Raw genomic sequence first — 23,819 nt, forward strand, 5'->3', positions numbered from 1 at the left:
ATGCTTTTTGGCACGAATTGATGGCTCTGTTCTGGACCTGACTGAGAGAGTCGTTTCCATTAACCGTGTTGCTAAAACGGTTAAGGGCGGACGTATATTCAAATTCGCAGCTCTGGTTGTTGTTGGCGACGGCAACGGCGTAGTGGGCTTTGGATTGGGAAAGGCATCCGAGGTTCCCGAGGCTATCCGCAAGGGAATTGAGGACGCCAAGAAAAACTTGCACAAGATTTCCCTGCGCGGCACAACCATTCCCCACGATGTAGTGGGCGTATTCGGAGCCGCACGGGTTTTGATGAAACCCGCCCCTCAAGGTACCGGCGTTATTGCCGGCGGTCCTGTGCGTGCGGTACTGGAAGTTGCAGGTATCAAGGATATCCGTACAAAATGCCTGCGCTCCAACAACCCCTGTAATGTGGTAACCGCAACAATCGAAGGCTTGGTATCTCTGCGTGATGCCGCCCAGATTGCCGCCACTCGGGGCAAAACTGTTCAGGAAATCCTGGGCTAGGGAAGGATGGTCGGTTATGAACTACAGTATCAAATTGGTTAAGAGCCTCATTGGTAGCAAGAAAGATCAGATCGCCACCGCCCATAGCCTTGGGCTTAAGAAAATCGGTCAGGTTGTTACTCAGCCTGACAATGCAGCTACCAAAGGTAAAATCGCAAAAATCGCTCACCTGGTTGAGGTGAAACAAGCTTAAGGTAAGGAGGTGCAGTGAAATGAAATTGCATGAGCTTTCTCCGGTTCCCGGGTCAAACAAAAAGGTATACCGCAAAGGCAGAGGCGCCGGCTCGGGTAACGGAAAAACAGCCGGTAAGGGCCATAAGGGACAAAAAGCTCGCTCCGGTGGTACACGTCCCGGCTTTGAAGGTGGCCAGATGCCTCTTCAAAGACGTATCCCCAAGCGCGGCTTCAACAACATTTTTGCTGTTCGTTATGCTACGCTGAATATTCAGGATCTCAATAAGCTTGAGGAGGGTTCTGTGGTGGATGTCCAGACTGTTATTGCAGCCGGACTTCTGAAAAAGCCATTGGATGGTCTCAAGATTCTTGGGAAGGGCGAGCTGACTAAAAAGCTGACTGTTAACGCAGCTGCTTTTTCAGCTACTGCTAAGCAAAAGATCGAACAGGCTGGCGGGAAGGCTGAGGTGATATAGGTGCTAGAAACCATAAGAAACGCTTGGAAAATAGCTGACCTTAGGTCTAAGATCCTATATACCTTGATGATTCTCATGGTCTATCGCATTGGTTCCGCCATACCCGTTCCCTTTCTTGACGCCTCTGTGCTGCAGACTATGATGAGTCAGGCCGGCGGCGGACTGCTGGGGTATGTGGATATACTCACCGGCGGCGCTTTTGCGAACGCAACGCTGTTTGCCATGGGTATTTCTCCCTATATCACATCATCTATTGTGGTTCAGCTTTTGGCTGTAGCAATCCCTTATTTGGAGCAACTTTCCAAAGAAGGCGAAGCAGGCCGCAAAAAGATGAATCTAATCACCCGCTGGGTTACTCTTGGGCTCGCTTTGATTCAGTCTTTCGCCTATTACATGCTGAATCGGCGCCCCACCAATACCGGCGCGGTTGCTGTTAAGTATCTGGATGGCTTCCCGGGTGTTTTCTCCGCACTGGTTATCATTCTCACCTTTACCGCTGGTTCTATGATGGTGGTATGGCTGGGTGAGCAGATCGACCACAAGGGCATTGGCAACGGTATTTCCATTATCCTGTTTGCCGGTATTATCTCCCGCGGACCCTCCATTGTCTTGAAAATGGCTGCTTACATTGGGCTTGCCAATGAAGGCCAGACCCAGTATTATGTGCTGGTTCCCCTGATTGTGGTAATGTTCGTTGTTATGATCGGGCTGATTATTCTCATGACCACTGCTGAGCGGAGAATTCCGGTTCAGTATGCCAAGAGAGTGGTAGGACGTAAGTTCTACGGCGGCCAGTCCAGCCATATTCCCGTAAAGGTAACCATGTCCGGCGTTATGCCGATCATCTTTGCCAGTGCTCTGCTGAGCATTCCGGGACTTATTCAGGGTTTTGTTGACCCTTACAACGAGCGCTGGATCGGCAAGGTGCTGTCTTTGTTCAATTACAACACCATCTGGTATGCACTTCTTTACTTGCTGCTGATCATTGCGTTTAACTATTTCTATGTGTCCATTCAGTATAATCCAATTGAAATGGCCAATAATCTGCGTAAAAACAACGGTGCCATCCCCGGTATCCGGCCCGGCAGACCTACTTCTGATTTCATTGCCCGGGTCATCAGCAAAATTACCTTGGTGGGCGCTTTGTTTATCGCTGGTGTTGCCATTCTACCCATCATCCTCGGCAACGTTTTCAAAATTAACATTGCCTTGGGCGGAACTTCCATCATCATTGTTGTGGGCGTGGCTCTGGATACAGTCCGGACTTTGGAATCCCAGATGATGATGCGTCACTACAAAGGCTTTCTTGAATAAGAAAGAGTAACCAGAGAGTGAGGTAGAGCTATGAATTTGATTTTACTGGGAGCCCCCGGAGCGGGGAAAGGCACACAGGCCGAGATTATCTGCGATAAGCTCCAGATTCCGGCCATCAGCACAGGAAACATTATCCGCGAGGCTCTTAAATCCGGCACTGAAGCTGGTCTTCAGGCTAAAAGCTACATGGAGGCAGGCGGTCTTGTCCCCGATGAGATCGTGATTGCCATCATCAAGGAGCGGCTGGCACAGCCGGATTGCCAAAACGGCTTCATTCTCGATGGTTTTCCCCGCACTGTGGGGCAGGCCAAGGCTCTGGATACCATGGGTGTGGTCATTGATAAGGTTATCGATATCGAAGTTTCAGACGAAGATATTGAGCGCCGCTTGACCCAGCGCCGTGTGTGCGGAGACTGTGGCTCCAGCTACCATCTGATCTATAAGCCCTCCGCCAAGGAAGGCCTTTGCGATCGGTGCGGCGGCGGCCTTGTCACCCGTAAGGATGACAGCCCCGAGACTGTGAGGGAGCGCCTGAAAGTTTACCACGATCAGACCGAACCCTTAAAGGATTACTACGATTCGGTAGGGAAGCTGTTTATTGTGGAAGGTCAGGAGGAGCTTGAGGATACAACCCGGCTCACCTTGGCAGCACTTGAGGCGTAAGCGGATGATTCTACTCAAGAATAAATCCGAGCTGGAACTCATGCGGGCGGCTGGCCGCATCTCCAATCAGGCTCTTTTGGTTGGCGGTGAGGCGGTCAAGCCGGGTGTCTCTACGGCACATATCAACCGGCTGATCGAGAACTATATCCGTTCTCAGGGGGCGATTCCCTCCTTTCTGGGTTACGGCGGTTTTCCGGCTTCGGCCTGTATTTCTATCAATGAGCAGGTGATTCACGGCATTCCCGGGGATCGCATCATTGAGGAAGGCGACATCGTCAGCATTGACGTTGGAGCGTATTATAAGGGATTTCACGGAGACAATGCGGCCACCTTTGGGGCGGGCGTAATTTCTCCCGAGGCAAGGTCCCTGCTGGAAGCCACCAAGGATAGCCTTTATAAGGGTATTGAAGCGGCAACAGTGGGAGCGAGGATCGGAGACGTTTCCTTCGCGGTGCAGAACCATGTTGAACAGTTTGGGTATGGAGTTGTCCGCAGCTTTGTAGGTCACGGTGTAGGCAAAGATATGCACGAATCCCCCGAGGTGCCCAATTATGGGAAGCCCGGGCGGGGCGTGCGGCTTGCTGCCGGCATGACCATCGCTATTGAACCCATGATTAACATCGGAACTCATGAGGTCAAGACGCTGTCGGATGGCTGGACCGTTGTTACTGCTGACGGCAGCCTTTCCGCCCACTTTGAACACAGCATTGCTATTACTGATAACGGCCCTGTCATTTTGACTCAGGCTTGAGAAGGCGGGCGGCGGTATGATAGAAGGCACTGTTGTAAAATCTGTGGCAGGCCACGATCAGAATCGGTTTTATGTGATCACTAAAATAGAGCCGGGCTTTGTGTGGATTGCCGATGGACGTTTAAGAAAGCTGGAAAAACCAAAGCGTAAAAATATACTCCATATCAAAAAAACCAATACGGCGCTGTCACTGGAAAAAATCAGCACCGATAAAAAACTCAGAGAGGCGCTGCGGCCTTTTAACGAGGCTCTGTGTGGTGCCCCCCAACAAGGAGGTTTTTAGCTTGTCGAAGGAAGACGTTATCGAAGTAGAAGGCGTAGTTCTTGAATCCTTACCCAACGCTCAGTTTCGTGTGGAGCTGCCCAACAAGCATGTGCTGTTGGCGCATATTTCAGGGAAGCTGCGTATGAATTTTATCCGGATTTTGCCTGGGGATAAAGTGACGGTGGAAATCTCACCCTATGATTTAACCAAGGGGCGCATTACCTGGCGCTCTAAGTAAAGCTTGAGGCAGAAACGGCTCTTTTGGGCCGGAGGCTTTGGCGCTCCCGAGGCCCGAAACTTTGCCTTAAACACTAGGAGGTAATTTTAAATGAAAGTGAGACCTTCTGTTAAGCCAATCTGCGAGAAGTGCAAGGTTATTAAACGCAAGGGCCGCATCATGGTCATTTGCAGCAATCCCAAGCACAAACAGCGTCAAGGCTAGATTCACAACTTTCTGTACAATGGAGGTGCAAACTAAATGGCTCGTATAGCTGGTGTAGACCTGCCCAGAGAAAAGAGAGTCGAGATCGGCCTGACCTATATTTTAGGAATCGGCCGCAAGACCGCCAAGGATATTCTGGCCGCCACCGGGGTGAATCCTGATATCCGTGTGCGCGACCTGACCGAGGCCGATGTAGCCACCCTGCGTGATTACATCGATAAGCACGTTATGGTAGAAGGCGACCTGCGCAGAGATACCGCCCTGAACATCAAACGTCTGATTGAGATTGGCTGCTACCGCGGCGTGCGTCACAGAAAGGGCCTGCCTGTAAGAGGCCAGCGCTCCAAGACCAACGCTCGCACAAGAAAAGGCCCCAAGAAGACTATTGCCAATAAGAAGAAGTAAGGGAGGGATTTCGCAAAATGGCAAAAGCAACTGCTAAAAAGGCTACCACCCGCCGCCGCCGCGAGAAAAAAAATATTGAGCGGGGCGCCGTGCATATTCAGTCCACTTTTAACAACACCATTGTTACCATTACCGATACTAAGGGCAATGCACTTTCCTGGGCAAGCGCCGGTGGCTTGGGCTTTAGAGGCTCTCGTAAGTCCACTCCTTTTGCTGCTCAGACTGCTGCTGAAACAGCCGCCAAGGCTGCTATGGAGCATGGCCTGAAAGTCGTTGAGGTCTTTGTTAAAGGCCCCGGTTCTGGTCGTGAAGCCGCAATCCGCGCCCTTCAGGCTGCTGGACTTGAGGTTAACATGATCAAGGATGTAACCCCCATCCCCCACAATGGTTGCCGCCCGCCCAAAAGACGGCGCGTATAATTTAACGGTTTCTACGGAGGTGAAATAGATGGCAGTAAACAGAGATCCGATTGTTAAAAAGTGCAGGGCGCTGGGAATCAGCACCGCTGTATTGGGCTATAGCAAGGAGTCCCGCCGTAATCCCGGCGGTCAGCGCCGCCGCAAGCCCAGTGAATATGGCCTGCAGCTCAAAGAGAAGCAGAAAGCCAAGTTCATCTACGGAGTTTTGGAAAAACAGTTCCGCAATACCTTTGAAAAGGCAGCTAAGATGCAGGGCATGACCGGTGAAAACCTGCTGGTGCTTCTCGAGAGACGCCTTGATAACGTAGCCTTTTTGATGGGCTTCGGTGAAACCAGAAGACAGGCTCGCCAGTTGGTTGGCCATGGTCATATTCTGGTAAACGGCAAGCGCGTAAACGTTGCCTCCTATCGTGTGAAGGTGGGCGATGTGATTGGTGTCAAATCCTCTGCTAAGGCTACTGAGCTTTGGAAGGGCTTTGCTGAAAACGCTAAGACTTTCCCTGCTTGGCTGAGCGGAACCACCGCTGGCTTTGAAGGCAAGGTTGAGCGCTTCCCCACTCGTGAAGATATCGATATTCCTGTGAATGAGACTCTTATCGTTGAGCTTTACAGCAAGTAACACCTTGTCAAAAGGGATCATCCGATTGGTTTTTTGGTCTGGCTGGGCTGCGTTTTTGCAGCTTGCCAAGGCTATATCCCATTCGTTAATCCGCCTAATCAGCAGGGAACGAAAAATAGGCAGTGCTTTGCTGCCTTTATAAGGAGGGACTCTTTTGGTAAAAATTATCGAACCGAAGATTGAAACGGCTGAGCTGAAACCCGATGGCACTTATGGCAAATTTATCGGCGAACCGCTCGATCGCGGCTTTGGTACAACGTTGGGCAACAGTCTGAGACGCGTGCTGCTCTCCTCCCTTCCCGGTGTTGCTGTAATTTCAGTTAAAATTGATGGTATTCAGCATGAATTTTCCACCATCCCCGGAGTCAAAGAGGATGTTACTGAGATTATTCTCAACATTAAAGGGCTGACTGCCAAGCTTTATACCGATGAGCCTAAGACGGTGCGAATCGAAGCCGAAGGCGAATGTGAAGTGACGGCCGGCTCCATTGAGGTGGATGCCGAGGTGGAGATTCTGGAGCCCGGGATGCACATTGCAACCCTTGGCGCTGGAGCTAAGCTTTCCATGGAAATTACACTCAAAAAGGGTCAGGGCTATGTTTCGGCCGAGCGCAATAAGCAGCTTGAGCTGGAGAAGGCTCCCATCGGCACCATTCCGGTGGATAGCATTTACACCCCGGTTCTTAAAGTGAACTACATGGTGGAAAATACCCGCGTGGAACAGATTACCGACTACGATAAGCTGACTCTTGAAGTCTGGACCGATGGAACAATCTCCGCTAAGGAGGCCGTCAGTCTGGCTGCCAAGATTCTCAATAGACAACTCAACCACTTTGTGGATTTATCCGATGAAGTGAGTTCTACCGAAATTCTTGAAAAGAAAGAGGAGAACGGCAAGGAAAAAGCCCTTGAGATGACCATTGAGGAACTTGACCTGTCTGTCCGCGCCTTTAACTGCCTCAAGCGTGCCGGGGTCAACACTGTCAACGATTTGATCAACAAATCTCCTGACGAAATGATGAAAGTGCGCAATTTGGGCAAAAAATCGCTGGAAGAGGTTATCAGCAAGCTGGAATCTCTTGGATTTACCCTTAGCAGCGAAGAAGAATGATAGGCTTTTTTCAAAGATAGAGGAAATGGAGTGAACAAACATGCCAGGTACCAGGAAACTCGGCAGAGCTACCGACCATAGAAAAGCTATGCTTCGGGCCATGGTGACCTATCTCCTTGAAAACGGGAAGATTGAGACCACGGTAACCCGTGCCAAAGAAGTTCGGTCGATGACAGAAAAAATGATTACCACTGCCAAGCGGAATGACCTCCACTCCAAGCGTCAGGTAATGTCCTTCATCACCAAGGAGGATGTAACTAAAAAGCTGTTTGATGAAACGGCTCCCAAGTATGCCGACCGTCAGGGTGGCTACTGCCGTATTGTCAAGATTGGACCGCGCCGCGGTGACGCTGCAGAGATGGCAATCATCGAGCTGGTATAATATCTGCAAGCGCAGATATTAACCGTTCCATTTTTATGCCCGGCCTATGGCCATGGGCAATTATACCATAACACTTCGCTTTTATGGCATAATAACCTTAGAGCGCGCTTATTGCGTTCTGTTTTATACCCAAAACTGCTTAAAGAGCCTTGGTACAGCGTAAGCTATGCCGAGGCTCTTTTAATATTTACCACTAAAAGAATATCTCTCTTCTGCAAGACCAAGGTCACCCACAATTAAAGCCCCACGGCAAATTCCGTGAGGCTTTTTCTTATACACCCAGTGACGCTTCAGTTAGTGTCACTATAAAACCAGCTGTCTAGAACTTGACCTACTTCTTTGTCCCTTGTGCAAAATAGATCTTTCCACCAAAGGGAAAGGCCTCGATGCCGGAAACGCCCTCGGCATAAGCCTGATAAGAGGTTTCGCTGTAAAGAGGAATGATAACGCCATCCGAGAGCAGCATCAGCTCACATTGGCGGTAATACTTAACCGCTTCTTCCAAGGTGTTTGCATGAAAAGCGTTGCTCAAAGCTAAGTCATACAAAGGGTTTTGATAGCCAGAAAAGTTTTTGGGGGAATCTGAGGCGAACTGCCCCAGAAAGCCCTTAGGTTCAGAGGAATTTGAAGAAAAGGGAAGCAGCAGAATCTGATAATTTCCGGTTTCATAACGCTGCCACAGCTGATTGGCAGGCAAGTTTTTTACATTAATATAAGCGGAAAGATTCTTCTGCCACGACTGCTGTGCCATACCTAAAATCATGGAGTGGGAACCACTGTCCGGGACAAAAAGAATCGATTTTGGCAGCTTATCCAGCCCTGCCGTTTCAAGCCCCAGCTCAAAAAGATAGCTGCTACGCTGGCTGTTAAAGGGCATTGGTGAACTGACAGTAGTCAGACTTCGATAGGATTTTCCTCCCAAGCCGATGGAGGCGGGCAAAAACAGAGAGGTGGAAGTTTGCTCCGTTGTAAAATAAGGGGTAAAAGCCGAGCGATCCATTCCCTGAGCAAAGCCTTGCCGAATCAAAGTGTTGCTGTAGCCCTCCACATTCTGGTTAAAGACCAGACACCACACAGTTTTTTCCACCGGAGTAACGGCAGCATTTTTATTGGAAAGTCTGCTGAGTGCCTGCGCATCCAAGGTGATCAAATCCGATTGACCGGAAAGGAACTGCGCCACCGGGTCTGTGCGTCCCACATATAAATTGATGCCGCCTGCCGTAACGGGAAGCTGAGATTGAAAACCTGCATTTTTTCGAAGCTGTAAAGGCTTGGCTGTAGCCCACCGCTCTAACGTAAAGGGGCCATTACCCATTATAAAAGCTTTTTCAAGGCCATAACGCCCTTTAGACTGCTGGAAAAAGGTCTCCTGACAAGGCATGGCAGCACTGTTGCTCAGATATTCCAGAAAAAAGGGACTGGGAGAGCGCAGACGGATTTCAAGGGTGTGGCTATCTAAAGCAGAGACTCCCAGCTGCTGTTGGGTCAGTTTGCCAGCAAGAATTTCCTCGGCTCCCTCGATAGAAAGGTAGTTCTGGGCATAGGGGGAAGGGGAAGAGGGGCTGAACAGCCGCCGCAGTGCAAAAACAAAGTCATTGGCAGTCAAGGCTGTGCCATCGGCCCACACTGCCTGTGGGTTCAGCTGAAAGGTATAGGTAAGCTGATCCTCTGAAAGAGTATGGCTGAGAGCCGCACCATAGGCAAGCGAACCATCGGGCAGCTGCCGAAACAGGCCTTCGTAGATGTTATAAATTACAGTATGGGCCGCATCCTCTGTGGCAAATTGGGGATCGAGATTGGTAACCTCCTGATCCAGATCATACCGAAAAATGCTGTCGGCCCCGTTGGAGGCACAGCCGGTCAAGAAGATTGCCAGCAAAAAACAGCAGGCTATGGCAGCGGCCAATTTGCGCAAACGAATCAACAGGATAGCTCCCTTCAAGAGTATTTCAGGCCATACCACGGCGGTTGAGCTCGTGGTATTTTAAAATGGCAATCTGGCTTTTGGCGTCGGTGATTTCTCCATTCAAAACCATCTCCAAGGCTTGTGAAAAGGGAATCTCCTCCACCTCCAAAAACTCGTTTTCATCCAGATGCTGGGCCGTTTTAATCAGGTTCTTTGCATAGAACAGGTAAATCACTTCTTCACAGTAAGCCGGGGTGGGGTAGAGATACCCCATGGGCATAAAAACCTCTGCCTTATAACCGGTTTCCTCTTCCAGCTCTCGGATGCCGCAGGTCATGGGGGCCTCGTCCTTATCCCGCTTGCCGGCGGGTATTTCCAGCAGAGCCTTGCCGGCACCGGTGCGATGCTGGCGAACCATCAGCAGGGTATCCCGTGGGCCTATAGCCAAAATACCCACACCGCCATTATGTTCCACAACCTCCCGGGTTGTGGCGCGCTGATTTTCCAGCAGAACTGTATCTTCCCGGACGCCGATGATCTTTCCCTCATAAATGCGCCGGGTTGAAAGAACCTTTTGGGATGCTGACATATTTCATTCCACCTTTTTAAATTTTCAATTTGTCCTCATGGATAACCGACTGCTTACCATTCATATATATCACATATGCAGCAAAATGAGTAGCTTCGGCGCAAAACAGCGCAAGAATACAGAGGAGGTCGGGGAGCATGTACGAGGATTTTTTCAGCAGTCCACCTACATGGCACAGACTATGCAGGGCTATTGAAGATTTAAAGGAATCCCACAAAAGCCTGAAAGTATTTCCCATAGGGAAATCTGTGCTGGGGCGGGATATTACAGCCCTTTCGGTGGGTAACCCCATGAATGCAGTGCTGTTTGTCGGTTCCACTCACGGTATGGAATGGATTACCACCCTGCTTCTTCTGAAATTCTGTGAAAAGCTGCTCCAAAGCCTAGAAAAAGGCGGCGAGCTGGCTGAAATTAATGTAGCGAAAGCACTGCGCCAGCGGTCATTGGTGATTGTGCCCTGCCTGAATCCCGATGGGGTGGAAATCTCCCTCACCGGTTCACAAAGTGCCGGTGAACTGGCGGATTTTGTGGAAAGCATCTCAGGAGGGGATACTCTCCCTTGGCAGGCAAACAGCAGGGGTGTGGATATCAACCACAATTTTGATGCAGGCTGGACTGTTTTGCAGGAAATGGAGCGGGCGGATGGCATTACCGGCCCAGCACCCACACGCTTTGGCGGTGAGCACCCCAACAGCGAGCCGGAAACCCAGGCCATTACCACCTTTTGCATGACCTATCAGCCACGCTCCCTGTATTCTTTCCATTCCCAAGGGGAGGAAATTTATTACCGCTATGGGGATAGAACCCCCTGTCGAAGCCAGATGATGGGCCAGATTTTGGCCAGCTCCTGCGGATATACCCTCACCTCACCAGCAGGGCTTGCCTCCCATGGAGGGCTGAAAGATTGGTTTATCCAGACCTTTGCCCGCCCGGGCTTTACCATCGAGGTCGGAAAAGGGAAGAACCCTCTGCCGATCGAGGACTTCCGACCTCTTTACAGCCGCTTGGAAGAAATGCTGATGATTGCTACTCTCTTATAAAGCAGGGCATCAAACCCTTTTGCAGGCCAATTCAGGATAGAGCGTGCAGGAAGCATCTGCACGCTCTATTCTTTAGGAGGAAATATGCCGCCGGATTAGCTTCTGGGGAAGTTCTTGCGATACTCCAAATAATTCTCCAGAATCAAGGTAGCGGCCACTGCATCCACGACAGCCTTACGTTTTTTGCCCCGGGTATCGGTGGTGTTCAGAATGCCATGGGCAGCCACAGTGGTGCTTCTTTCGTCCCAAAGCTCCACAGGAACCTCTACCAGAGCGCCCAGAGCCTTAGCGAAGGCTTCGCACTTTTGGGCTCGCTCACCCACTGTGTTGTTCATGTTCTTGGGGTATCCCACAATAACCATCCCCGCATCGTATTCCACCACAGCGGCCGCCACCTTTTGCAAGGTGCTTTCCGGGTTGCGGTCGTGAATAACTCCGATGGGGGAGGCTAAAAATTCTGTACGGTCACAGCAGGCAAGACCGGTGCGGGCATCCCCCAGATCAACAGCCAGTATCTTCATTTGCAGCTTACCTCCCGGAATGGGCGCAGCACAGAGCTGGCCAAAGATTTTTCTTCCTCCGGCAGGTGGGAGGAATCGTTCATGTATTCCACAGAGATTGTGCCGTCATCCTGGTAGATGACGCAGGAAACAGCCGTGTTATCAAGCGGGGGAATTTGCAGATAATCGGGAACCTCCAAGCCGGCGGCATAGGTTAGATAACAGCGAATAGCACACCCATGAGAAACCACAGCAACCTCCTGATTGGGGTGAGCGGCGGCAATGGCATCCACAGCCTGTGCCATACGGTCATGAACCTGATAGAAGGATTCCCCGCCATCGGCTCCTTGAAATTCGCCCGGATTTTCCCGGTAGAGGCGGAAAAAGCTCATATAAGGCTCCTTGGTGCAAAGGTCATCAATAAGCATATCTTCAAATATACCACCGTTAATTTCAATGATGCCCGGTTCCACAGCAGGAGTCAAGCCATTGTAACGGACCACTCCGGCGGCGGTTCCTTGGGTACGTTTGAGAGGGCTGGTGTATACAGCGTTTAGCGGAACATCCCGAAAACGCTCAGCCAAACGTCCTATTTGCTGGTGGCCAAGGGGCGTGAGATCCCGGTCAGTAAGCCCCTGAAAGCGATTTTCAAGATTCCCCTGAGCTTGTGCGTGGCGGATGAGATACAACTTGGTCATAATGTCCTCCTTATATTCTTACCCAAAAAAGTTGAAATACAGTGCGGTTGGATGTATACTTATATACGGCCTATTCAAACAGGCCTATCAGTCAGTCGCAAGATCCTGACTTAAAACAAAACTACGAAAGGACTTATGCATTATGGAAAAAAACAAAACCCGGCAAATGGCGGTCAGCGCCATGATCGGGGCGCTCTACACTGTTCTGTGCCTTGGCTTTGCCCCTTTTAGCTTTGGTGCTGTGCAGGTTCGTCTGGCGGAGGCACTCACACTTCTGCCCATTTTTTCTCCCTTTGCAGTGGTCGGTGTAACCCTTGGGTGCGCCGTTTCCAATCTGGTGGGAGCCATGACAGGAGCCAACATCCTTGGCCTTTGGGATATCCCCTTGGGTACGCTGGCAACCTTTCTGGCGGGCATCTGCACTTGGAAGCTGCGGAACGTGCGGCTCAGTACCCGCTTTGGGAGCATTCCATGGCTGGCACCTCTGCCCCCGGTGCTGTTCAACGCACTGATCATTGGAGCCGAGCTAACGGTCATGATGACCAGCGGCAGTTGGAACACCGGCATATTCCTGATCAATGCTTTGCAGGTGGGAATCGGCCAGATTGTTTCGTGCTATGCGGTGGGCCTGCCCTTTGCTGTAGTTCTTGACCGCACCGGGGTAGCCAGACGATGCTTCGGCCCAATCGAGCATAAGGCCGGATAAACGGGAGAGCAGACTCAAACATATTGCAGGCGGTATCAACGGGTTAGCCCGAAGATGCCGCCTTTTTAATAGACTTAATGATGTAGCGGCTAGAGAATAGCGTCGGTCAGCAGGATGATCAAAGGCAGAGTTACCAAGGTCATGGTGGTGGAAACCCCCACAATTTTAGCACCGGTTTCACTGTCGCCTCCAAAGCGGGCCGGCATCAGAATGCAGGAAATCCCGCTGCCGCAGGAGCAGCAAATCACCGAGGCCAGAATGGCAATTCTTGCCGAAGAGGACCATTTGCCTATTCCCAGAGCCCATGCAAGGCCGATAACTGTCAACGGAATCACCAGAACACGCAGCAATGCTGCCCGATAGATCCGCCAGTCTGTGAGTGTTTCCCGCAGCTTGATCCGAGATAAAATCACGCCGGTAATCACCATGGAAAGAGGCGCATTCACAACATAAAGGTTTTCCATAACAGCCTCGGGAATTGCAGGCAGCCGCAGGCCGGTAAAAAACAGCAGCATTCCCACTGCAAAACCGATCACGCCGGGGTTCCATAATAGTTTTTTGAAATTCAGCGTGGTTTTTCCGGAAAGAACGGAAGAAGAATAGGACCAGCTCAAAAGAACAAAAACGCCATTGAAGGCAGCGGCATAAAAAAGGCCCTCTGCACCAAGGGCGGCGGTGACAAGAGGAAAGCCGATAAACCCGCAATTGGAAAAAACTGTGGCCAAACGCTCGGCCCTGTATTGAACATCCTCCCGCTTGGGAATCGCAAGCGTTGCGATAACAATGGCAACGATGTGGAATACCACAGAAAACCCGAAGGCAACCCAGAAGCCCTGCATCAATTCAGGCTCTTTATCACGGTGGAGAGATTTTATGGAAAGCAAAGGAATAATAACAATCAGCAGAAAATTGCAAAAGTTTTTAGCGGCTTCTAAGGTAATAATACCTTTTCGTTCGCATACAATTCCCACCGAAATAAGCAAAAACATAATCGCAACCTGCTGAGCCAGAACCAGCGCCAGTTCCAAAGAAAGACCTCCCCAATGTTGTGTGGTTTACCTACTGCATATTATGGCCGATTAACTTAAAAACACAGTAGTGTTTTCAAGGCATGGCGTATGCTGTGTGCCGCCTTTTGACAGCGTTAACCTTGCTGCATAGTCAATATTCCATAGGATTTTGATGTTGCTTGACTATATTGTACAGTAAATCCGGATGAATCGCAATGCAAGGAATGTAGATAATTCACCGCCTGGAGTGGCTTTTTTTGTTTGTGTAGGCACAGAGAAGCAGCGCCTTTTTCACCGTTTTTCCTTGAATGACATAAAATAAGGTAAAAACATTTGAAAATGGAGAGGTTTTTATGGATTATACGTTGGGAATCCTTCTGCTCCCGTTGGCCTGTATCGGTCTTGTGCAAATCTTTGGCTGGATGTCCGGCAGGCTGCAGCGCCCCCGCCAGCCCCGGCGGCAGAGCTATTATGTCATTCCCGTTTACAGCGGCAAGGAAACGCTGGAGCAGAAGCTGCGCTACGAGCTTTTCAAAATTCGCTGGAGCTTGGATAGCGAAATACCCTATATTATTCTGGTGGATATGGGGATGGATGGCGAAACGCTGGATTTGTGCAACCGCTATATGGGGGATTCTCCCGGCTTTTTTCTGTGTGTCCCCCATGAGCTGGAGAACCTGCTGATGCAGCTGGATAATTTACAAATACAGCAAAACAGGGTATAATAATCGCAAGGCGCTTAGTATACGTCCCATTTTTATGCCCGGCCTACAGCCATGGGCGATTGTACCATGAGGTGAAGGCAAAAGGTTTCGCCTTCTGCCAAAGAAGGCTTTTTTCTTTGATAACTTTCTTTTACAGTTAAAAAGAAAGTTATTGCCTGCACGGCATAAGCGCGACTTACTTTTGTTTTAAGAAAAAAGAAAAGTAAGCAAAAGAAAACTGCCTTTTTATTTCAGCCGGAGGCTGGAGGGGGTTCATGGGGGAACTAGTTCCCCCATGAGGCGCTTTGTGGCTGGAGCTTGCGAATGCCACTTGCGCATTTTCCGCAGAAAATGCAAGCGCCTAAAAGGATGTGCCAGCCGTACGGCATGAGTGCGGAAGTGAAGAATACTCGCTCTGTAAAACCACAAATGACAATTCGATAAAGAATAGCAAGCCTTTTGTTTTTTTGAGAATATACCAGCATCTGCAAGAGCCAAGCAAGTGTGGGCAGTATCTTGCCTTACTAAATAGAAAAATCAAGGAGGTGGACCAAGTGGAGCCAAAGCTGGAAAAAATCACCGGCACCGTGGAAGAAATCATCTTTACCAACGAAGAAAATGGCTTCACTGTCTGCCTGCTCAGTGATGGCCGGGAGATGATTACCGTTGTGGGTGAAATGCCGGGTGTTGCTGCCGGGGAACAGCTGACCGTAACCGGCCGCTACACCGCCCATCCCACCTATGGCACCCGTTTTAAGGCGGAGCTTTACGAGCGGGAGCTTCCGGCTACTTCCGCCGCCATCCTGAAATATCTTTCCTCCGGTTCCATTAAGGGCATCGGCCCTGCCATGGCCCGGCGCATTGTGGATGCCTTCGGCTTGGATTCTCTGCGCATTTTGGAGCAGGACCCGGAGCGGCTGAGCACTATTAAAGGCATCACTCTCAAAAAAGCGCAGGAGATATCCCAAGAATATAAGCACCTGTTTGGCATCCGGTCGGTGATGGTTTCGCTGGCTCAGTATGGCCTTGAACCCTCCATTGCCATTAAGGCATGGAAGCAGTGGGGCACCATGGCAGTGGATATCATACAGGAAAACCCCTATGAGCTGTGCTGTGAGGCGGTGGGCCTTGGTTTTGAGCAGGCTGATGATCTTGCCATTACCCTTGGCACCCAGCCGGAAAGCGGCCGGCGGATTCAGGCTGGTTTGGAGCATGTTCTGCGCCATAACCTGACCAACGGGCATACCTGCCTGCCGTTGGACAAGCTGATTGCAACCGCTGTCCATCTGCTGGAGGTGCCCGATTATCTGGTGGAAGAGGCTGTGGAACGCAGCTCTGAGGATAACAGCCTGATTACCGATACGCTGGAGGGCAAGCGTTTTGTTTATCTGCCTGAGCTTTATGAGGCAGAAACCTATGCCGCCGGGCGTATTGGTATGATGCTCATTACAGCGGGCCCGCCCGGAAAAAAAACCTACGAAAACCAGCTCAACCTTTTGGAGGAAAAGCTGGGCATTCATTATGCCCGGCTCCAGCGTCAGGCGGTGCAGATGGCCCTGCAAAACCCGGCTTTTATCCTGACCGGCGGGCCGGGTACCGGTAAAACCACCACCCTCAACGCTATTATCACGTTGTTGGAGGAAGCGGGGGAAAAGGTAGCGCTGGCGGCTCCTACCGGCCGTGCGGCTAAGCGGATGAGCGAAGTTACCGGACGGGAGGCCAAAACCATTCACCGACTGTTGGAGGTGGATTTCCGGGATCAGGAGGGCAAAAGCCAGTTCAAACGCAACGAGAAAAATCCTCTCCGCCACGATGCCATTATTTTGGATGAGGTTTCCATGGTGGATACCCTGCTTTTTGCCTCTTTGCTCAAGGCCATGCGCCTGAGCTGCCGCCTAATTCTGGTGGGTGACCCAGATCAGCTCCCCTCTGTGGGGGCGGGCAATATTTTGCGGGATTTGATCGCTTCGGATACCATCCCCACAGTTCATTTGGATGAGATTTTCCGGCAGGCTCAGAAAAGCGTGATAGTAGAGAACGCCCACAGCATTGTCCGGGGGGAGATGCCCAATCTGGCGGCAAGGGATGCGGATTTCTTTTTCCTGGCCCGCAGCAGCTATGATCAATCCGCCCAGACCGTGGTGGAGCTTTGTGCCAGCCGTCTGCCTAAGGCATATGGCTTTTCTCCGGCGGATATTCAGGTGGTGGTTCCCAGCCGGGTGGGCGGCCTCGGAACGGTGGAGCTTAACCGTTTGCTCCAGCGCCAGCTGAACCCTCACGATCCCCTCAAGGGGGAGCAGCTTTTCGGAAGCACCCTGTTCCGTGAACAGGATAAGGTGATGCAGGTGCGCAACAACTACGACATTCCATGGAAGCGGGATGACGGCGAGGAAGGCGCTGGTATCTTCAATGGGGATATCGGCAGCATTGAGCTGGTGGATCGCCCCAGTCAAACCCTGCTGATCCGCTTTGAGGATCGTGTGGCCACCTACAGCTTCGAAATGGCCCATGAGCTGGAGCATGCTTGGGCGATTACCGTGCACAAAAGCCAAGGGAGTGAGTTTGAGGCGGTGGTCATGCCGCTGATGAGCTATCATCCACGGCTTTATTACCGCAACATCCTTTATACAGCGGTTTCCCGGGCAAAAAAGATCATGGTTTTGCTGGGGCAGGCTCAAACTGTGGAGAAAATGGTTGCCAACCATAAAAAGGTGCTGCGCTATACCAATTTGGCTTCTTTTTTACAGGAGAGTGCTTTTAATTCTGCACACGCTCTGTCGGAGGAGCTGTAAGGTGAAGGCCGGGGTTTTGGCGTTTTTGGACCGTCTGGCCGGTGTGTTTTTCCCATACCGATGTGCCATCTGCGGGCAGGTGGTGGAATACGAAAAGATGTGCTGCCCTGCTTGTGAGGAGAAGCACCTTCCTCCGCAGGCGGCCGCTGAATCGGCTCAGCCTCCTCTTTCCGGGAGCCTGACCCTTTTTGATTATAAAGGGGAGATTGTCCGGGCTGTGCTGGAAATGAAACGGCTGGCCGAGCGCCGTCAGGCCTGTTTTTTTGCCGGGCAGCTTGCTCTGGCTATGGAGGAGCACTGGCCGCAGATTTCTTTTGATCTGATAACCGCTGTGCCCCAAAGCACCGCAAGACGGCGAAACACCGGCCACAATCAGGCTCAAGTGCTGGCCCGAGAGCTGGCTGGGGAGATGAATATGCCCCAGTGTTATGATTTGCTCAGCCGCTGGGAAAAAAGCCTGCCGCAGCATAAGCTGACCGGAGAAGACCGCAAGCAAAATGCAGAGCTTTCCTATCGCTTGCTGCCCGGTGCATCTCTCCATGGCGAGCGGGTTTTGCTGGTGGATGATGTGCTGACCACCGGGGCCACTGCCAGTGCCTGTGCTGGTCGTTTGCTGGAGGCGGGCGCGAGTGAGGTGCGGGTGGTGGCGGTAGCCCAAACACTGCTCCAGTCGAATTGCGGCGTAAAAAGTCAATGAGCCGGGGGAAAAGCTTGCAAAGCCCCCGGTTTTTGCCTATAATGAATGTAGATGCGGCAAATATACAGTGGTGCCGGCCGGTGGGCGGCCCACTGCACAATTAGGAGGCAGCAACTTGTCATCATTGGATATTGGTATCGATTTAGGAACCTCCAATCTGATTGCCACAGATGTAGAACACAGCACACTGATCCGGGAGCCGGCGGTGGTAGCTCTGAGCACACGAACCGGTCAGGTAATCGGGATTGGTCAGGAGGTTTACCGGATGATTGGGCGGGAGCCCAAAACCATCCAGATTGTCCATCCGCTGCGGGATGGCGTTATTTCTGATTTTAAAATGACTGAGGTCATGCTCAAATATTTGCTTAAAAAAATCTGCGGCGGCAGTTTGCTCAAGCCTCGGGTGGCTTTGTGTGTCCCTTCTGCCATTACCCCTGTGGAATCCCGGGCTGTTATTGATTCGGCGGTGGGGGCGGGAGCCCGCAAGGTTTATTTGATTGAAGAGCCGGTGGCGGCGGCTATCGGGGCGGGTGTGGATATTTCTAAGCCTGAAGGAAACCTGATTGTGGATATTGGGGGCGGCACCTGTGATATTGCGGTGCTTTCCCTTTATGGGATTGTGTGCAAGGCTTCTCTCAAGGTAGCGGGAGGCCGCTTTGATGAAGCGCTGATTCGCTATATACGTGGCCGGTATAATCTGCTCATCGGCGATAAAAGCGCCGAGGAGCTGAAAATGAAGGTGGGCACTGTTTTCCCTGAGGAGGGTGCTCCCGAGGAATATTGGGATATAAAAGGCCGGGATCTGCTCACAGGTCTGCCGAAAAAAATTCAAATCAGCCGCAGTGAGACAGTGGAGCCTTTGCAGGAGCAGATTTACAGCATTATCCGGGCGGTGCAGGGCGTGTTGGAAAAAACACCTCCCGAGCTGGTGGGGGATATTCGCACCAACGGAATTATTCTCACTGGCGGTGGTTCGCTTCTTCACGGTTTGGACAGGCTTATGGAGCAGGAAACCCACGTGGTAACCCGAACAGCACCGGAGGCCTTGGAATGTGTGGCCATGGGAACCGCCAAAAGCTTTGATTATTTGGGCAAGCTGTTTGATGGGTTTGTGAACCCTTCTACCCACACCCATTAATTTTCTGTATGAACATTCATTTTAAAGGCACTAAAAGCACGGGATATCTCGTGCTTTTTTATTTTTGTGGATATGGGCGGTATTGGGTTTCAATGCCGCATCCTTGCCCCCGCATCTATGTATCAATTTGATACATAGATGCGGGGGCTTGTATAATAGCGATAAATCAAATCAAGATAGAAATGTATTTTAGTGATTATACCTGCGGTGTCCAAATTTGGAAATAGTCTGTTATTTTTTTATTGACAAACAGTTTCACCAAGGCTATACTATGAACATTCCTGGGGGTATCCGCCTGGATGGAAAATACAAATTGGTATCAAAATGATACATTGTGGATTCGGGAAGGTTTGAGCGGCCGTGAAAGGCAGACATGTCGGAAGTGATATTCTTGGGAGAGCAGGCATGAGGCTGGGCGATATTGCGCATTTGGCCGGTGCTGTTGCGGATGCTACCTCGGGTATTCTGGGGGCGGATGTTGTCATCATTGACGATCAGCTTGGCCGCATCAACAGCACGTATCCTCAATGTAAGGCGCAAATGGCTGGGGATACCCAGTCGATTTCAGCGGATGTGGTTACACAGGGCAGAACCATCTGTGTCCGCTATCGGGAAACCTATCCTGCTTGCCGGGCCTGCCCCAACAAAGAGGATTGCCCCCTTTGTTCCTTTATCGGCGTTCCCATTTTCGCTGATCGGCAGGTTATGGGTGCTCTTTGCCTGGTTATCACGGAACCGGAATCGATCATATACAGCAATCGGGTTGCTGTTGTGGCTTATTTGGAAAAGATGGCGATCCTTCTGGGCCAATCCTTGGAGGAACACCGGGAGAGCGGTTCCCTGCGGCTTTTATACAGGGAGCAGGAACAGCTTTTGGATACGGTGGAGGAGGCTTTGGTCACCACCGATGAAAAGGGGCAGGTGGAGTATTACAACCATGCCTTTGCCAAGGTGCTGGGCCTCTCGGAAAGCGGCCTTGGCACTTCTGTTTTTAAACTGATACCTCACAGTGTTGTATCCCGGTTTTTATCTCGTCCATCTTGGCCCATTGCGAATAAGATTATTTCCTTTGAGGCCCCTGGTGCCGCATTTTATGGCACCATCAGTGGATTGCGGCGCAGTTCTCCCAATCCGGGCTTTATGTTTATTCTCAAAAGTCTCAGCCCGGCCAGCGATCCTTTCAGCCGGTTAATGGGGGGCGGAAGTACTGCCGCTTTTGACCAAACTTGGTGGAAGCCCACCGATCCTTCTGGGGTGATTGAATCCGCCAAGCGCTTGGCCATTACAGAAGAAACCATTCTGATGGTGGGGGAAGAGAGCCGCCGCCGGGATCTTTTGGCGGGAGCCATCCATAATTTTTCCAATCGGGCCCAGGGTTATTTTGTCACCGTTGACTGCACGATGCTTTCCCCCCTTGCTTTGGAGGAAGAGCTGTTCGGGAAAACCGAGGGTGTGCTGGGCAAGCTGCGTTTGGCCCACAAAGGTACCCTTTATTTTCGGGAAATCGGCGAAATGCCGCTTTATCTACAGGAGCGTTTAGCAGAATTCTTTCGCACCAGCTTGGTTCGGGGCTCCAGCGGCATGGGGGGCGAAACGGATTTTCGGTTGCTGGTTTCCACCAGCGAAAACCTGCGTGAGCTGTGTGCAGAAGGTTTTTTTGCAGAAAAGCTTTATTACCGTATTTCACAGAATGTTCTCACCCTTCCTTCAGTTTGGGAGGATAAGCAACAGCTTGCCGCGGTTATAAAAGCCGCTTTTTCCACCTATACACGGCTGTATTCCAAAGAAGAGCTGGAGGTGGAGCCACAGGCGATCGAGCTGCTCAGCCAGCGGGAGTGGAGCGGCGGCCTGCGGGAGATCAAACGGATTGTGGATTGGCTGGTCTGGAAATGCCGCAGTGTTGTAACCGCTGAGGAAGTCATGGCTTTGCCTGTTCCCCATGTTTCCATTCAAACCCGTGAAGAATTTGAGCGGGAGCAGTTGGAGTATCTTTTGGGGCAGAATTATACCAAGAATGAGATTGCCCGCAAGATGAATATAGGCAGGGCAACCCTTTACAGAAAAATCAACCGTTACAATCTGCGAACAGATGATACACAGGGCAAGGCTTCCAAGCCATAAACAATACCGCTGGTGCGGTGCATTAACTTTGCAAGTGAGATACCATCTGTGAAACCGGATGGATTTCTATATAAAAAATGCTTGGTATTTTAAGGAAAGGAGAAGGCTAAAATTATTTTTAGCCAACGCTGTTTATGAAAAAGTTTTTATCCATTGCACTGATTGCGGTTCTCACCCTGTCAGCTCTGGCAGGCTGCGGAAATTCCTCCTCATCTTCTTCCGGCAGTGCTGCCGCCACCCCGGCCGCAAGTGAGGGAGGCGAGGCCCCTGCTGAAAAGAAGGTAGCCAAAATTGCAGTTTACGCTCCTCTGACCGGTGACCATGCCGAATATGGCAACAGCTTTAAGGTTGCTGCTGAGATTCAGGCTGAAAAATGGAATGCTGCCGGCGGTGCCGGGGACTATACCATTGAAGTTGTTTCTTATGATGACAAGAGCAACGGCGAAGAAGCTGCCGCTATTGCTGAAAAGGTTGTCATGGAAAAAGATATTATGGGTATTATCGGAAGCTATGTTAGCGGTGTCAGCATGGCTGCTACCCCCACCTTCCAGGAATATGGATTGGTGAACATTTCTGCTTCTGCTTCCCACCCGGATTTCACCAAGGAGGGTGACTATATCTTTCGCAACAACACCGTTATCAGTGTTGAGGGTGCTTCCACTGTTGATGCCGTTGTCAACAATCTGGGCGCCAAGAAGATTGGCCTGCTTTATATCAAAACCGACTGGGGTGTGTCCACCTCCACCATCATTGAGAATCTGGTTGCCGAGCGTGCCTCTGAGGGCGTTTCCATTGTAGCCAAAGAAGAATGCATGGATGGTTCTGATGATTACAGTGTTGCTATCACCAACTTCCAGGCTGCCGGCTGCGAAGCGATCATCGTAGTGGGCATGCACAACACCTTTGTTCCTTTTGCCCGCCAGTATCGCCAGCTGAACCCTGAAATCGGCCTTGCTGCTTTTGCCAACCTTTACAACCAGCAGGTTATCGATCTGGGCGGCGAGTTTGTGGAAGGAACCGTTTTCCCTGTTTCCTACTTCAATGAGAGCACCGATCCTCTGGTTGCAGAGTTCCGGGATGCTTTCTTTGAGAAAACCGGCACCTATCCCTCTGGTTTGGCTGCTCAGGCCTATGATGCAGCCGGTATGCTCTGCGAGGCTATTGCCAATGTTGGGGCCGACCGTGCCGCTATCCGGGATTATGTTCAGAGCATCAAGTATGTGGGCGCCGGCGGCGAAACCTCCTTTGACGAAATGGGAGAAGCCCAGAAGGTGTTCAAGAAAGTGGTTATCAAGGGCGGCAAGTTTGAACTGCTTGCGTAGTTCCCAGGATTGCCTGCAAAACACATTTATATAACGGATTTGTTATGGGGAGGCCCTTTGCGGGGGTCTCTCCATATACTCAATCAGCTTCAAAAAAACTCTTTTGAAGCTGATTGAGTATACTTTTAAATTCAGGGGAGGAGAAAGTTTCACGGCGGTTACGGAGGTCTGTGAAACGGTACATGACCAATGCTTTTACAGTATATCTTAAATGGCCTTGCCATCGGGATGGCGTATGCGTTGGTGGCGGTTGGATATTCACTTGTGTTCGGAATTTTGCGGCTGATCAATTTTTCCCACGGCTCTATCTATGCCTTTGGAGCCCACATGGTTTTTGTCTTTGTTGGCATGAACTTTGGCGTTTGGGCGGGCATTGCAGCCAGCATCATTCTCACCGGCCTTTTGGGTGTGGCCATTGATAAGGTGGCTCTCAAGCCGCTGCGCAAGAAGAATTCCATCCCCATCGCCAGCCTGATCACCACCATTGGTGTCAGCTATATTATCCAGAACCTGCTCATGGTCTTTTTGGGCAGTGAGCGCAAATCGTTTCCGGATTTTATGAATTTTGGGAGCTTTATGGTTTCCGGGGTTCAGCTTAAATCCTCCCAGATTGTTTTGTTTTCGGTTTCTTTTGTTCTGCTGGTGGTTTTATCCGTGGTGATTCACAAGACCAAAATCGGTTTGGCCATGCGGGCTGTGGAGCAAAATTCCAGAGCCGCCAGCCTGATGGGGATTGAGGTCAACTCGGTCATTTCTTTCACCTTCTTTTTGGGCGGTGCTTCGGCAGCCATTGCCGGTGCCTTGATGGCGGCTTATTATCAGCTGGTTTATCCCACCATGGGCTTTTTGTTGGGTCTTAAAGCCTTTGCGGCGGCGGTGCTGGGCGGCATCGGCGTTCTGTATGGCTCTGTGGTAGGGGGATTGGTTGTAGGTGTTACAGAAAGCCTTGCCATGGGCTATCTGGGAGGCACCTACCGGGATGCCGCAGCTTTTATCATTCTCATTGTGATCCTGATTATCAAGCCCACCGGATTGTTTGGGAAGAAAGGAATCACAAAGGTGTAATC

The 23,819-nt window shown here is 50.9% G+C and carries 28 protein-coding genes; 23 read left to right on the forward strand and 5 right to left on the reverse strand.

Features of this window, described 5'->3' with window-relative positions; translation table 11 throughout:
• The first annotated feature begins 7 nt into the window (after positions 1-7).
• From rpsE to rplQ, 14 genes are all read left to right on the forward strand, one after another.
• Positions 8-508 carry a 30S ribosomal protein S5 gene (gene rpsE, locus U6B65_14360; GenBank protein ID WRS27488.1) on the forward strand — a complete coding sequence of 167 codons (501 nt, stop codon included), beginning with the start codon at positions 8-10 and terminating at the stop codon, positions 506-508.
• Positions 509-524: 16 nt separating this feature from the next.
• Entirely contained in the window at positions 525-701 is a 177-nt protein-coding gene (rpmD, locus tag U6B65_14365; GenBank protein WRS27489.1) for a 50S ribosomal protein L30, read from the forward strand.
• Positions 702-720: 19 nt separating this feature from the next.
• The gene (gene rplO, locus U6B65_14370) at positions 721-1,158 is read left to right on the forward strand and encodes a 50S ribosomal protein L15 (GenBank protein WRS27490.1); all 438 of its coding nucleotides are present in this window, start codon (positions 721-723) and stop codon (positions 1,156-1,158) included.
• The gene (gene secY, locus U6B65_14375; protein ID WRS27491.1) at positions 1,159-2,472 is read left to right on the forward strand and encodes a preprotein translocase subunit SecY; all 1,314 of its coding nucleotides are present in this window, start codon (positions 1,159-1,161) and stop codon (positions 2,470-2,472) included.
• A 30-nt stretch (positions 2,473-2,502) separates the two neighbouring features.
• Complete coding sequence (locus U6B65_14380; GenBank protein ID WRS27492.1) at positions 2,503-3,135, forward strand: adenylate kinase; 633 nt, start codon at positions 2,503-2,505, stop codon at positions 3,133-3,135.
• 4 nt (positions 3,136-3,139) lie between these two features.
• Complete coding sequence (gene map, locus U6B65_14385) at positions 3,140-3,886, forward strand: type I methionyl aminopeptidase (protein WRS27493.1); 747 nt, start codon at positions 3,140-3,142, stop codon at positions 3,884-3,886.
• Between the two features lie 16 nt (positions 3,887-3,902).
• Entirely contained in the window at positions 3,903-4,169 is a 267-nt protein-coding gene (locus U6B65_14390; protein ID WRS27494.1) for a KOW domain-containing RNA-binding protein, read from the forward strand.
• A gap of 1 nt (position 4,170) precedes the next feature.
• Positions 4,171-4,389 carry a translation initiation factor IF-1 gene (gene infA / locus U6B65_14395; protein ID WRS27495.1) on the forward strand — a complete coding sequence of 73 codons (219 nt, stop codon included), beginning with the start codon at positions 4,171-4,173 and terminating at the stop codon, positions 4,387-4,389.
• A gap of 90 nt (positions 4,390-4,479) precedes the next feature.
• Positions 4,480-4,593, forward strand: a complete 114-nt coding sequence (rpmJ, locus tag U6B65_14400) for a 50S ribosomal protein L36 (protein WRS27496.1) — start codon at positions 4,480-4,482, stop codon at positions 4,591-4,593.
• A gap of 36 nt (positions 4,594-4,629) precedes the next feature.
• Positions 4,630-4,998 (forward strand): 30S ribosomal protein S13, encoded by a 369-nt coding sequence (gene rpsM, locus U6B65_14405; GenBank protein WRS27497.1) that lies wholly within the window; start codon positions 4,630-4,632, stop codon positions 4,996-4,998.
• Between the two features lie 17 nt (positions 4,999-5,015).
• Complete coding sequence (gene rpsK, locus U6B65_14410) at positions 5,016-5,417, forward strand: 30S ribosomal protein S11 (GenBank protein WRS27498.1); 402 nt, start codon at positions 5,016-5,018, stop codon at positions 5,415-5,417.
• Positions 5,418-5,445: 28 nt separating this feature from the next.
• The gene (gene rpsD, locus U6B65_14415) at positions 5,446-6,036 is read left to right on the forward strand and encodes a 30S ribosomal protein S4 (protein ID WRS27499.1); all 591 of its coding nucleotides are present in this window, start codon (positions 5,446-5,448) and stop codon (positions 6,034-6,036) included.
• 154 nt (positions 6,037-6,190) lie between these two features.
• Positions 6,191-7,147 carry a DNA-directed RNA polymerase subunit alpha gene (locus tag U6B65_14420; protein ID WRS27500.1) on the forward strand — a complete coding sequence of 319 codons (957 nt, stop codon included), beginning with the start codon at positions 6,191-6,193 and terminating at the stop codon, positions 7,145-7,147.
• Between the two features lie 40 nt (positions 7,148-7,187).
• Positions 7,188-7,529 (forward strand): 50S ribosomal protein L17, encoded by a 342-nt coding sequence (gene rplQ, locus U6B65_14425; protein WRS27501.1) that lies wholly within the window; start codon positions 7,188-7,190, stop codon positions 7,527-7,529.
• 331 nt (positions 7,530-7,860) lie between these two features.
• On the opposite strand, the gene U6B65_14430 is transcribed toward rplQ, so the two are convergent.
• Both U6B65_14430 and U6B65_14435 read right to left on the reverse strand, forming a co-directional pair.
• The gene (locus U6B65_14430; GenBank protein WRS27502.1) at positions 7,861-9,453 is read right to left on the reverse strand and encodes a peptide ABC transporter substrate-binding protein; all 1,593 of its coding nucleotides are present in this window, start codon (positions 9,451-9,453) and stop codon (positions 7,861-7,863) included.
• A gap of 25 nt (positions 9,454-9,478) precedes the next feature.
• Positions 9,479-10,024, reverse strand: a complete 546-nt coding sequence (locus U6B65_14435; GenBank protein ID WRS27503.1) for an NUDIX hydrolase — start codon at positions 10,022-10,024, stop codon at positions 9,479-9,481.
• 137 nt (positions 10,025-10,161) lie between these two features.
• Between U6B65_14435 and U6B65_14440 the strand changes: the two genes are divergently transcribed.
• Complete coding sequence (locus U6B65_14440; GenBank protein WRS27504.1) at positions 10,162-11,064, forward strand: M14 family metallocarboxypeptidase; 903 nt, start codon at positions 10,162-10,164, stop codon at positions 11,062-11,064.
• 95 nt (positions 11,065-11,159) lie between these two features.
• Here the strand turns inward: U6B65_14440 and ruvX are convergent, their stop codons facing one another.
• Together ruvX and U6B65_14450 are read right to left on the reverse strand one after the other, a co-directional pair.
• Entirely contained in the window at positions 11,160-11,585 is a 426-nt protein-coding gene (gene ruvX / locus U6B65_14445; protein ID WRS27505.1) for a Holliday junction resolvase RuvX, read from the reverse strand.
• The gene (locus U6B65_14450; GenBank protein WRS27506.1) at positions 11,582-12,262 is read right to left on the reverse strand and encodes a histidine phosphatase family protein; all 681 of its coding nucleotides are present in this window, start codon (positions 12,260-12,262) and stop codon (positions 11,582-11,584) included. Before U6B65_14450 ends, ruvX begins: the two co-directional genes overlap by 4 nt.
• Positions 12,263-12,404: 142 nt before the next feature.
• Between U6B65_14450 and U6B65_14455 the strand changes: the two genes are divergently transcribed.
• A complete protein-coding gene (locus U6B65_14455) occupies positions 12,405-12,968 on the forward strand; it encodes a QueT transporter family protein (protein ID WRS27507.1) in 564 nt (187 codons plus the stop codon).
• Between the two features lie 89 nt (positions 12,969-13,057).
• Here U6B65_14455 and U6B65_14460 read toward each other — a convergent pair whose 3' ends face one another.
• Positions 13,058-13,996 (reverse strand): AEC family transporter, encoded by a 939-nt coding sequence (locus tag U6B65_14460; GenBank protein ID WRS27508.1) that lies wholly within the window; start codon positions 13,994-13,996, stop codon positions 13,058-13,060.
• Positions 13,997-14,331: 335 nt separating this feature from the next.
• Between U6B65_14460 and U6B65_14465 the strand changes: the two genes are divergently transcribed.
• The 7 genes from U6B65_14465 (at position 14,332) to U6B65_14495 (ending at position 23,817) form a co-directional block, all read left to right on the forward strand.
• Positions 14,332-14,703 (forward strand): hypothetical protein, encoded by a 372-nt coding sequence (locus U6B65_14465; protein ID WRS27509.1) that lies wholly within the window; start codon positions 14,332-14,334, stop codon positions 14,701-14,703.
• Positions 14,704-15,236: 533 nt separating this feature from the next.
• Entirely contained in the window at positions 15,237-17,474 is a 2,238-nt protein-coding gene (locus tag U6B65_14470) for an ATP-dependent RecD-like DNA helicase (GenBank protein ID WRS27510.1), read from the forward strand.
• A 1-nt stretch (position 17,475) separates the two neighbouring features.
• Positions 17,476-18,171, forward strand: a complete 696-nt coding sequence (locus U6B65_14475) for a phosphoribosyltransferase family protein (GenBank protein WRS27511.1) — start codon at positions 17,476-17,478, stop codon at positions 18,169-18,171.
• A 115-nt stretch (positions 18,172-18,286) separates the two neighbouring features.
• Positions 18,287-19,309 (forward strand): rod shape-determining protein, encoded by a 1,023-nt coding sequence (locus tag U6B65_14480; GenBank protein ID WRS27512.1) that lies wholly within the window; start codon positions 18,287-18,289, stop codon positions 19,307-19,309.
• 405 nt (positions 19,310-19,714) lie between these two features.
• On the forward strand, positions 19,715-21,430 hold the full coding sequence (locus U6B65_14485) for a sigma 54-interacting transcriptional regulator (protein ID WRS27513.1): 1,716 nt from the start codon (positions 19,715-19,717) through the stop codon (positions 21,428-21,430).
• Between the two features lie 134 nt (positions 21,431-21,564).
• Positions 21,565-22,752 (forward strand): ABC transporter substrate-binding protein, encoded by a 1,188-nt coding sequence (locus tag U6B65_14490; GenBank protein ID WRS27514.1) that lies wholly within the window; start codon positions 21,565-21,567, stop codon positions 22,750-22,752.
• A 189-nt stretch (positions 22,753-22,941) separates the two neighbouring features.
• Positions 22,942-23,817, forward strand: coding sequence for a branched-chain amino acid ABC transporter permease (locus U6B65_14495; protein ID WRS27515.1), 876 nt, complete (start codon positions 22,942-22,944; stop codon positions 23,815-23,817).
• Positions 23,818-23,819: the final 2 nt, after the last annotated feature.

The sequence above is a fragment of the Oscillospiraceae bacterium MB08-C2-2 genome (assembly GCA_035621215.1).
In the GTDB taxonomy this organism is placed as follows: domain Bacteria; phylum Bacillota; class Clostridia; order Oscillospirales; family Ruminococcaceae; genus WRAV01.

Coding starts and splice junctions, on each gene's coding strand:
- rpmD (WRS27489.1), top strand. CDS start 525: ATGAACTACAGTATCAAATTGGTTAAGAGCCTCATTGGTAGCAAGAAA.
- rpsM (WRS27497.1), top strand. CDS start 4,630: ATGGCTCGTATAGCTGGTGTAGACCTGCCCAGAGAAAAGAGAGTCGAG.
- U6B65_14435 (WRS27503.1), bottom strand. CDS start 10,024: ATGTCAGCATCCCAAAAGGTTCTTTCAACCCGGCGCATTTATGAGGGA.
- rpmJ (WRS27496.1), top strand. CDS start 4,480: ATGAAAGTGAGACCTTCTGTTAAGCCAATCTGCGAGAAGTGCAAGGTT.
- map (WRS27493.1), top strand. CDS start 3,140: ATGATTCTACTCAAGAATAAATCCGAGCTGGAACTCATGCGGGCGGCT.
- rpsD (WRS27499.1), top strand. CDS start 5,446: ATGGCAGTAAACAGAGATCCGATTGTTAAAAAGTGCAGGGCGCTGGGA.
- U6B65_14450 (WRS27506.1), bottom strand. CDS start 12,262: ATGACCAAGTTGTATCTCATCCGCCACGCACAAGCTCAGGGGAATCTT.
- U6B65_14455 (WRS27507.1), top strand. CDS start 12,405: ATGGAAAAAAACAAAACCCGGCAAATGGCGGTCAGCGCCATGATCGGG.
- rpsK (WRS27498.1), top strand. CDS start 5,016: ATGGCAAAAGCAACTGCTAAAAAGGCTACCACCCGCCGCCGCCGCGAG.
- U6B65_14495 (WRS27515.1), top strand. CDS start 22,942: ATGCTTTTACAGTATATCTTAAATGGCCTTGCCATCGGGATGGCGTAT.
- U6B65_14440 (WRS27504.1), top strand. CDS start 10,162: ATGTACGAGGATTTTTTCAGCAGTCCACCTACATGGCACAGACTATGC.
- U6B65_14465 (WRS27509.1), top strand. CDS start 14,332: ATGGATTATACGTTGGGAATCCTTCTGCTCCCGTTGGCCTGTATCGGT.
- U6B65_14380 (WRS27492.1), top strand. CDS start 2,503: ATGAATTTGATTTTACTGGGAGCCCCCGGAGCGGGGAAAGGCACACAG.
- rplQ (WRS27501.1), top strand. CDS start 7,188: ATGCCAGGTACCAGGAAACTCGGCAGAGCTACCGACCATAGAAAAGCT.
- U6B65_14485 (WRS27513.1), top strand. CDS start 19,715: ATGAGGCTGGGCGATATTGCGCATTTGGCCGGTGCTGTTGCGGATGCT.
- U6B65_14490 (WRS27514.1), top strand. CDS start 21,565: ATGAAAAAGTTTTTATCCATTGCACTGATTGCGGTTCTCACCCTGTCA.
- U6B65_14390 (WRS27494.1), top strand. CDS start 3,903: ATGATAGAAGGCACTGTTGTAAAATCTGTGGCAGGCCACGATCAGAAT.
- rplO (WRS27490.1), top strand. CDS start 721: ATGAAATTGCATGAGCTTTCTCCGGTTCCCGGGTCAAACAAAAAGGTA.
- ruvX (WRS27505.1), bottom strand. CDS start 11,585: ATGAAGATACTGGCTGTTGATCTGGGGGATGCCCGCACCGGTCTTGCC.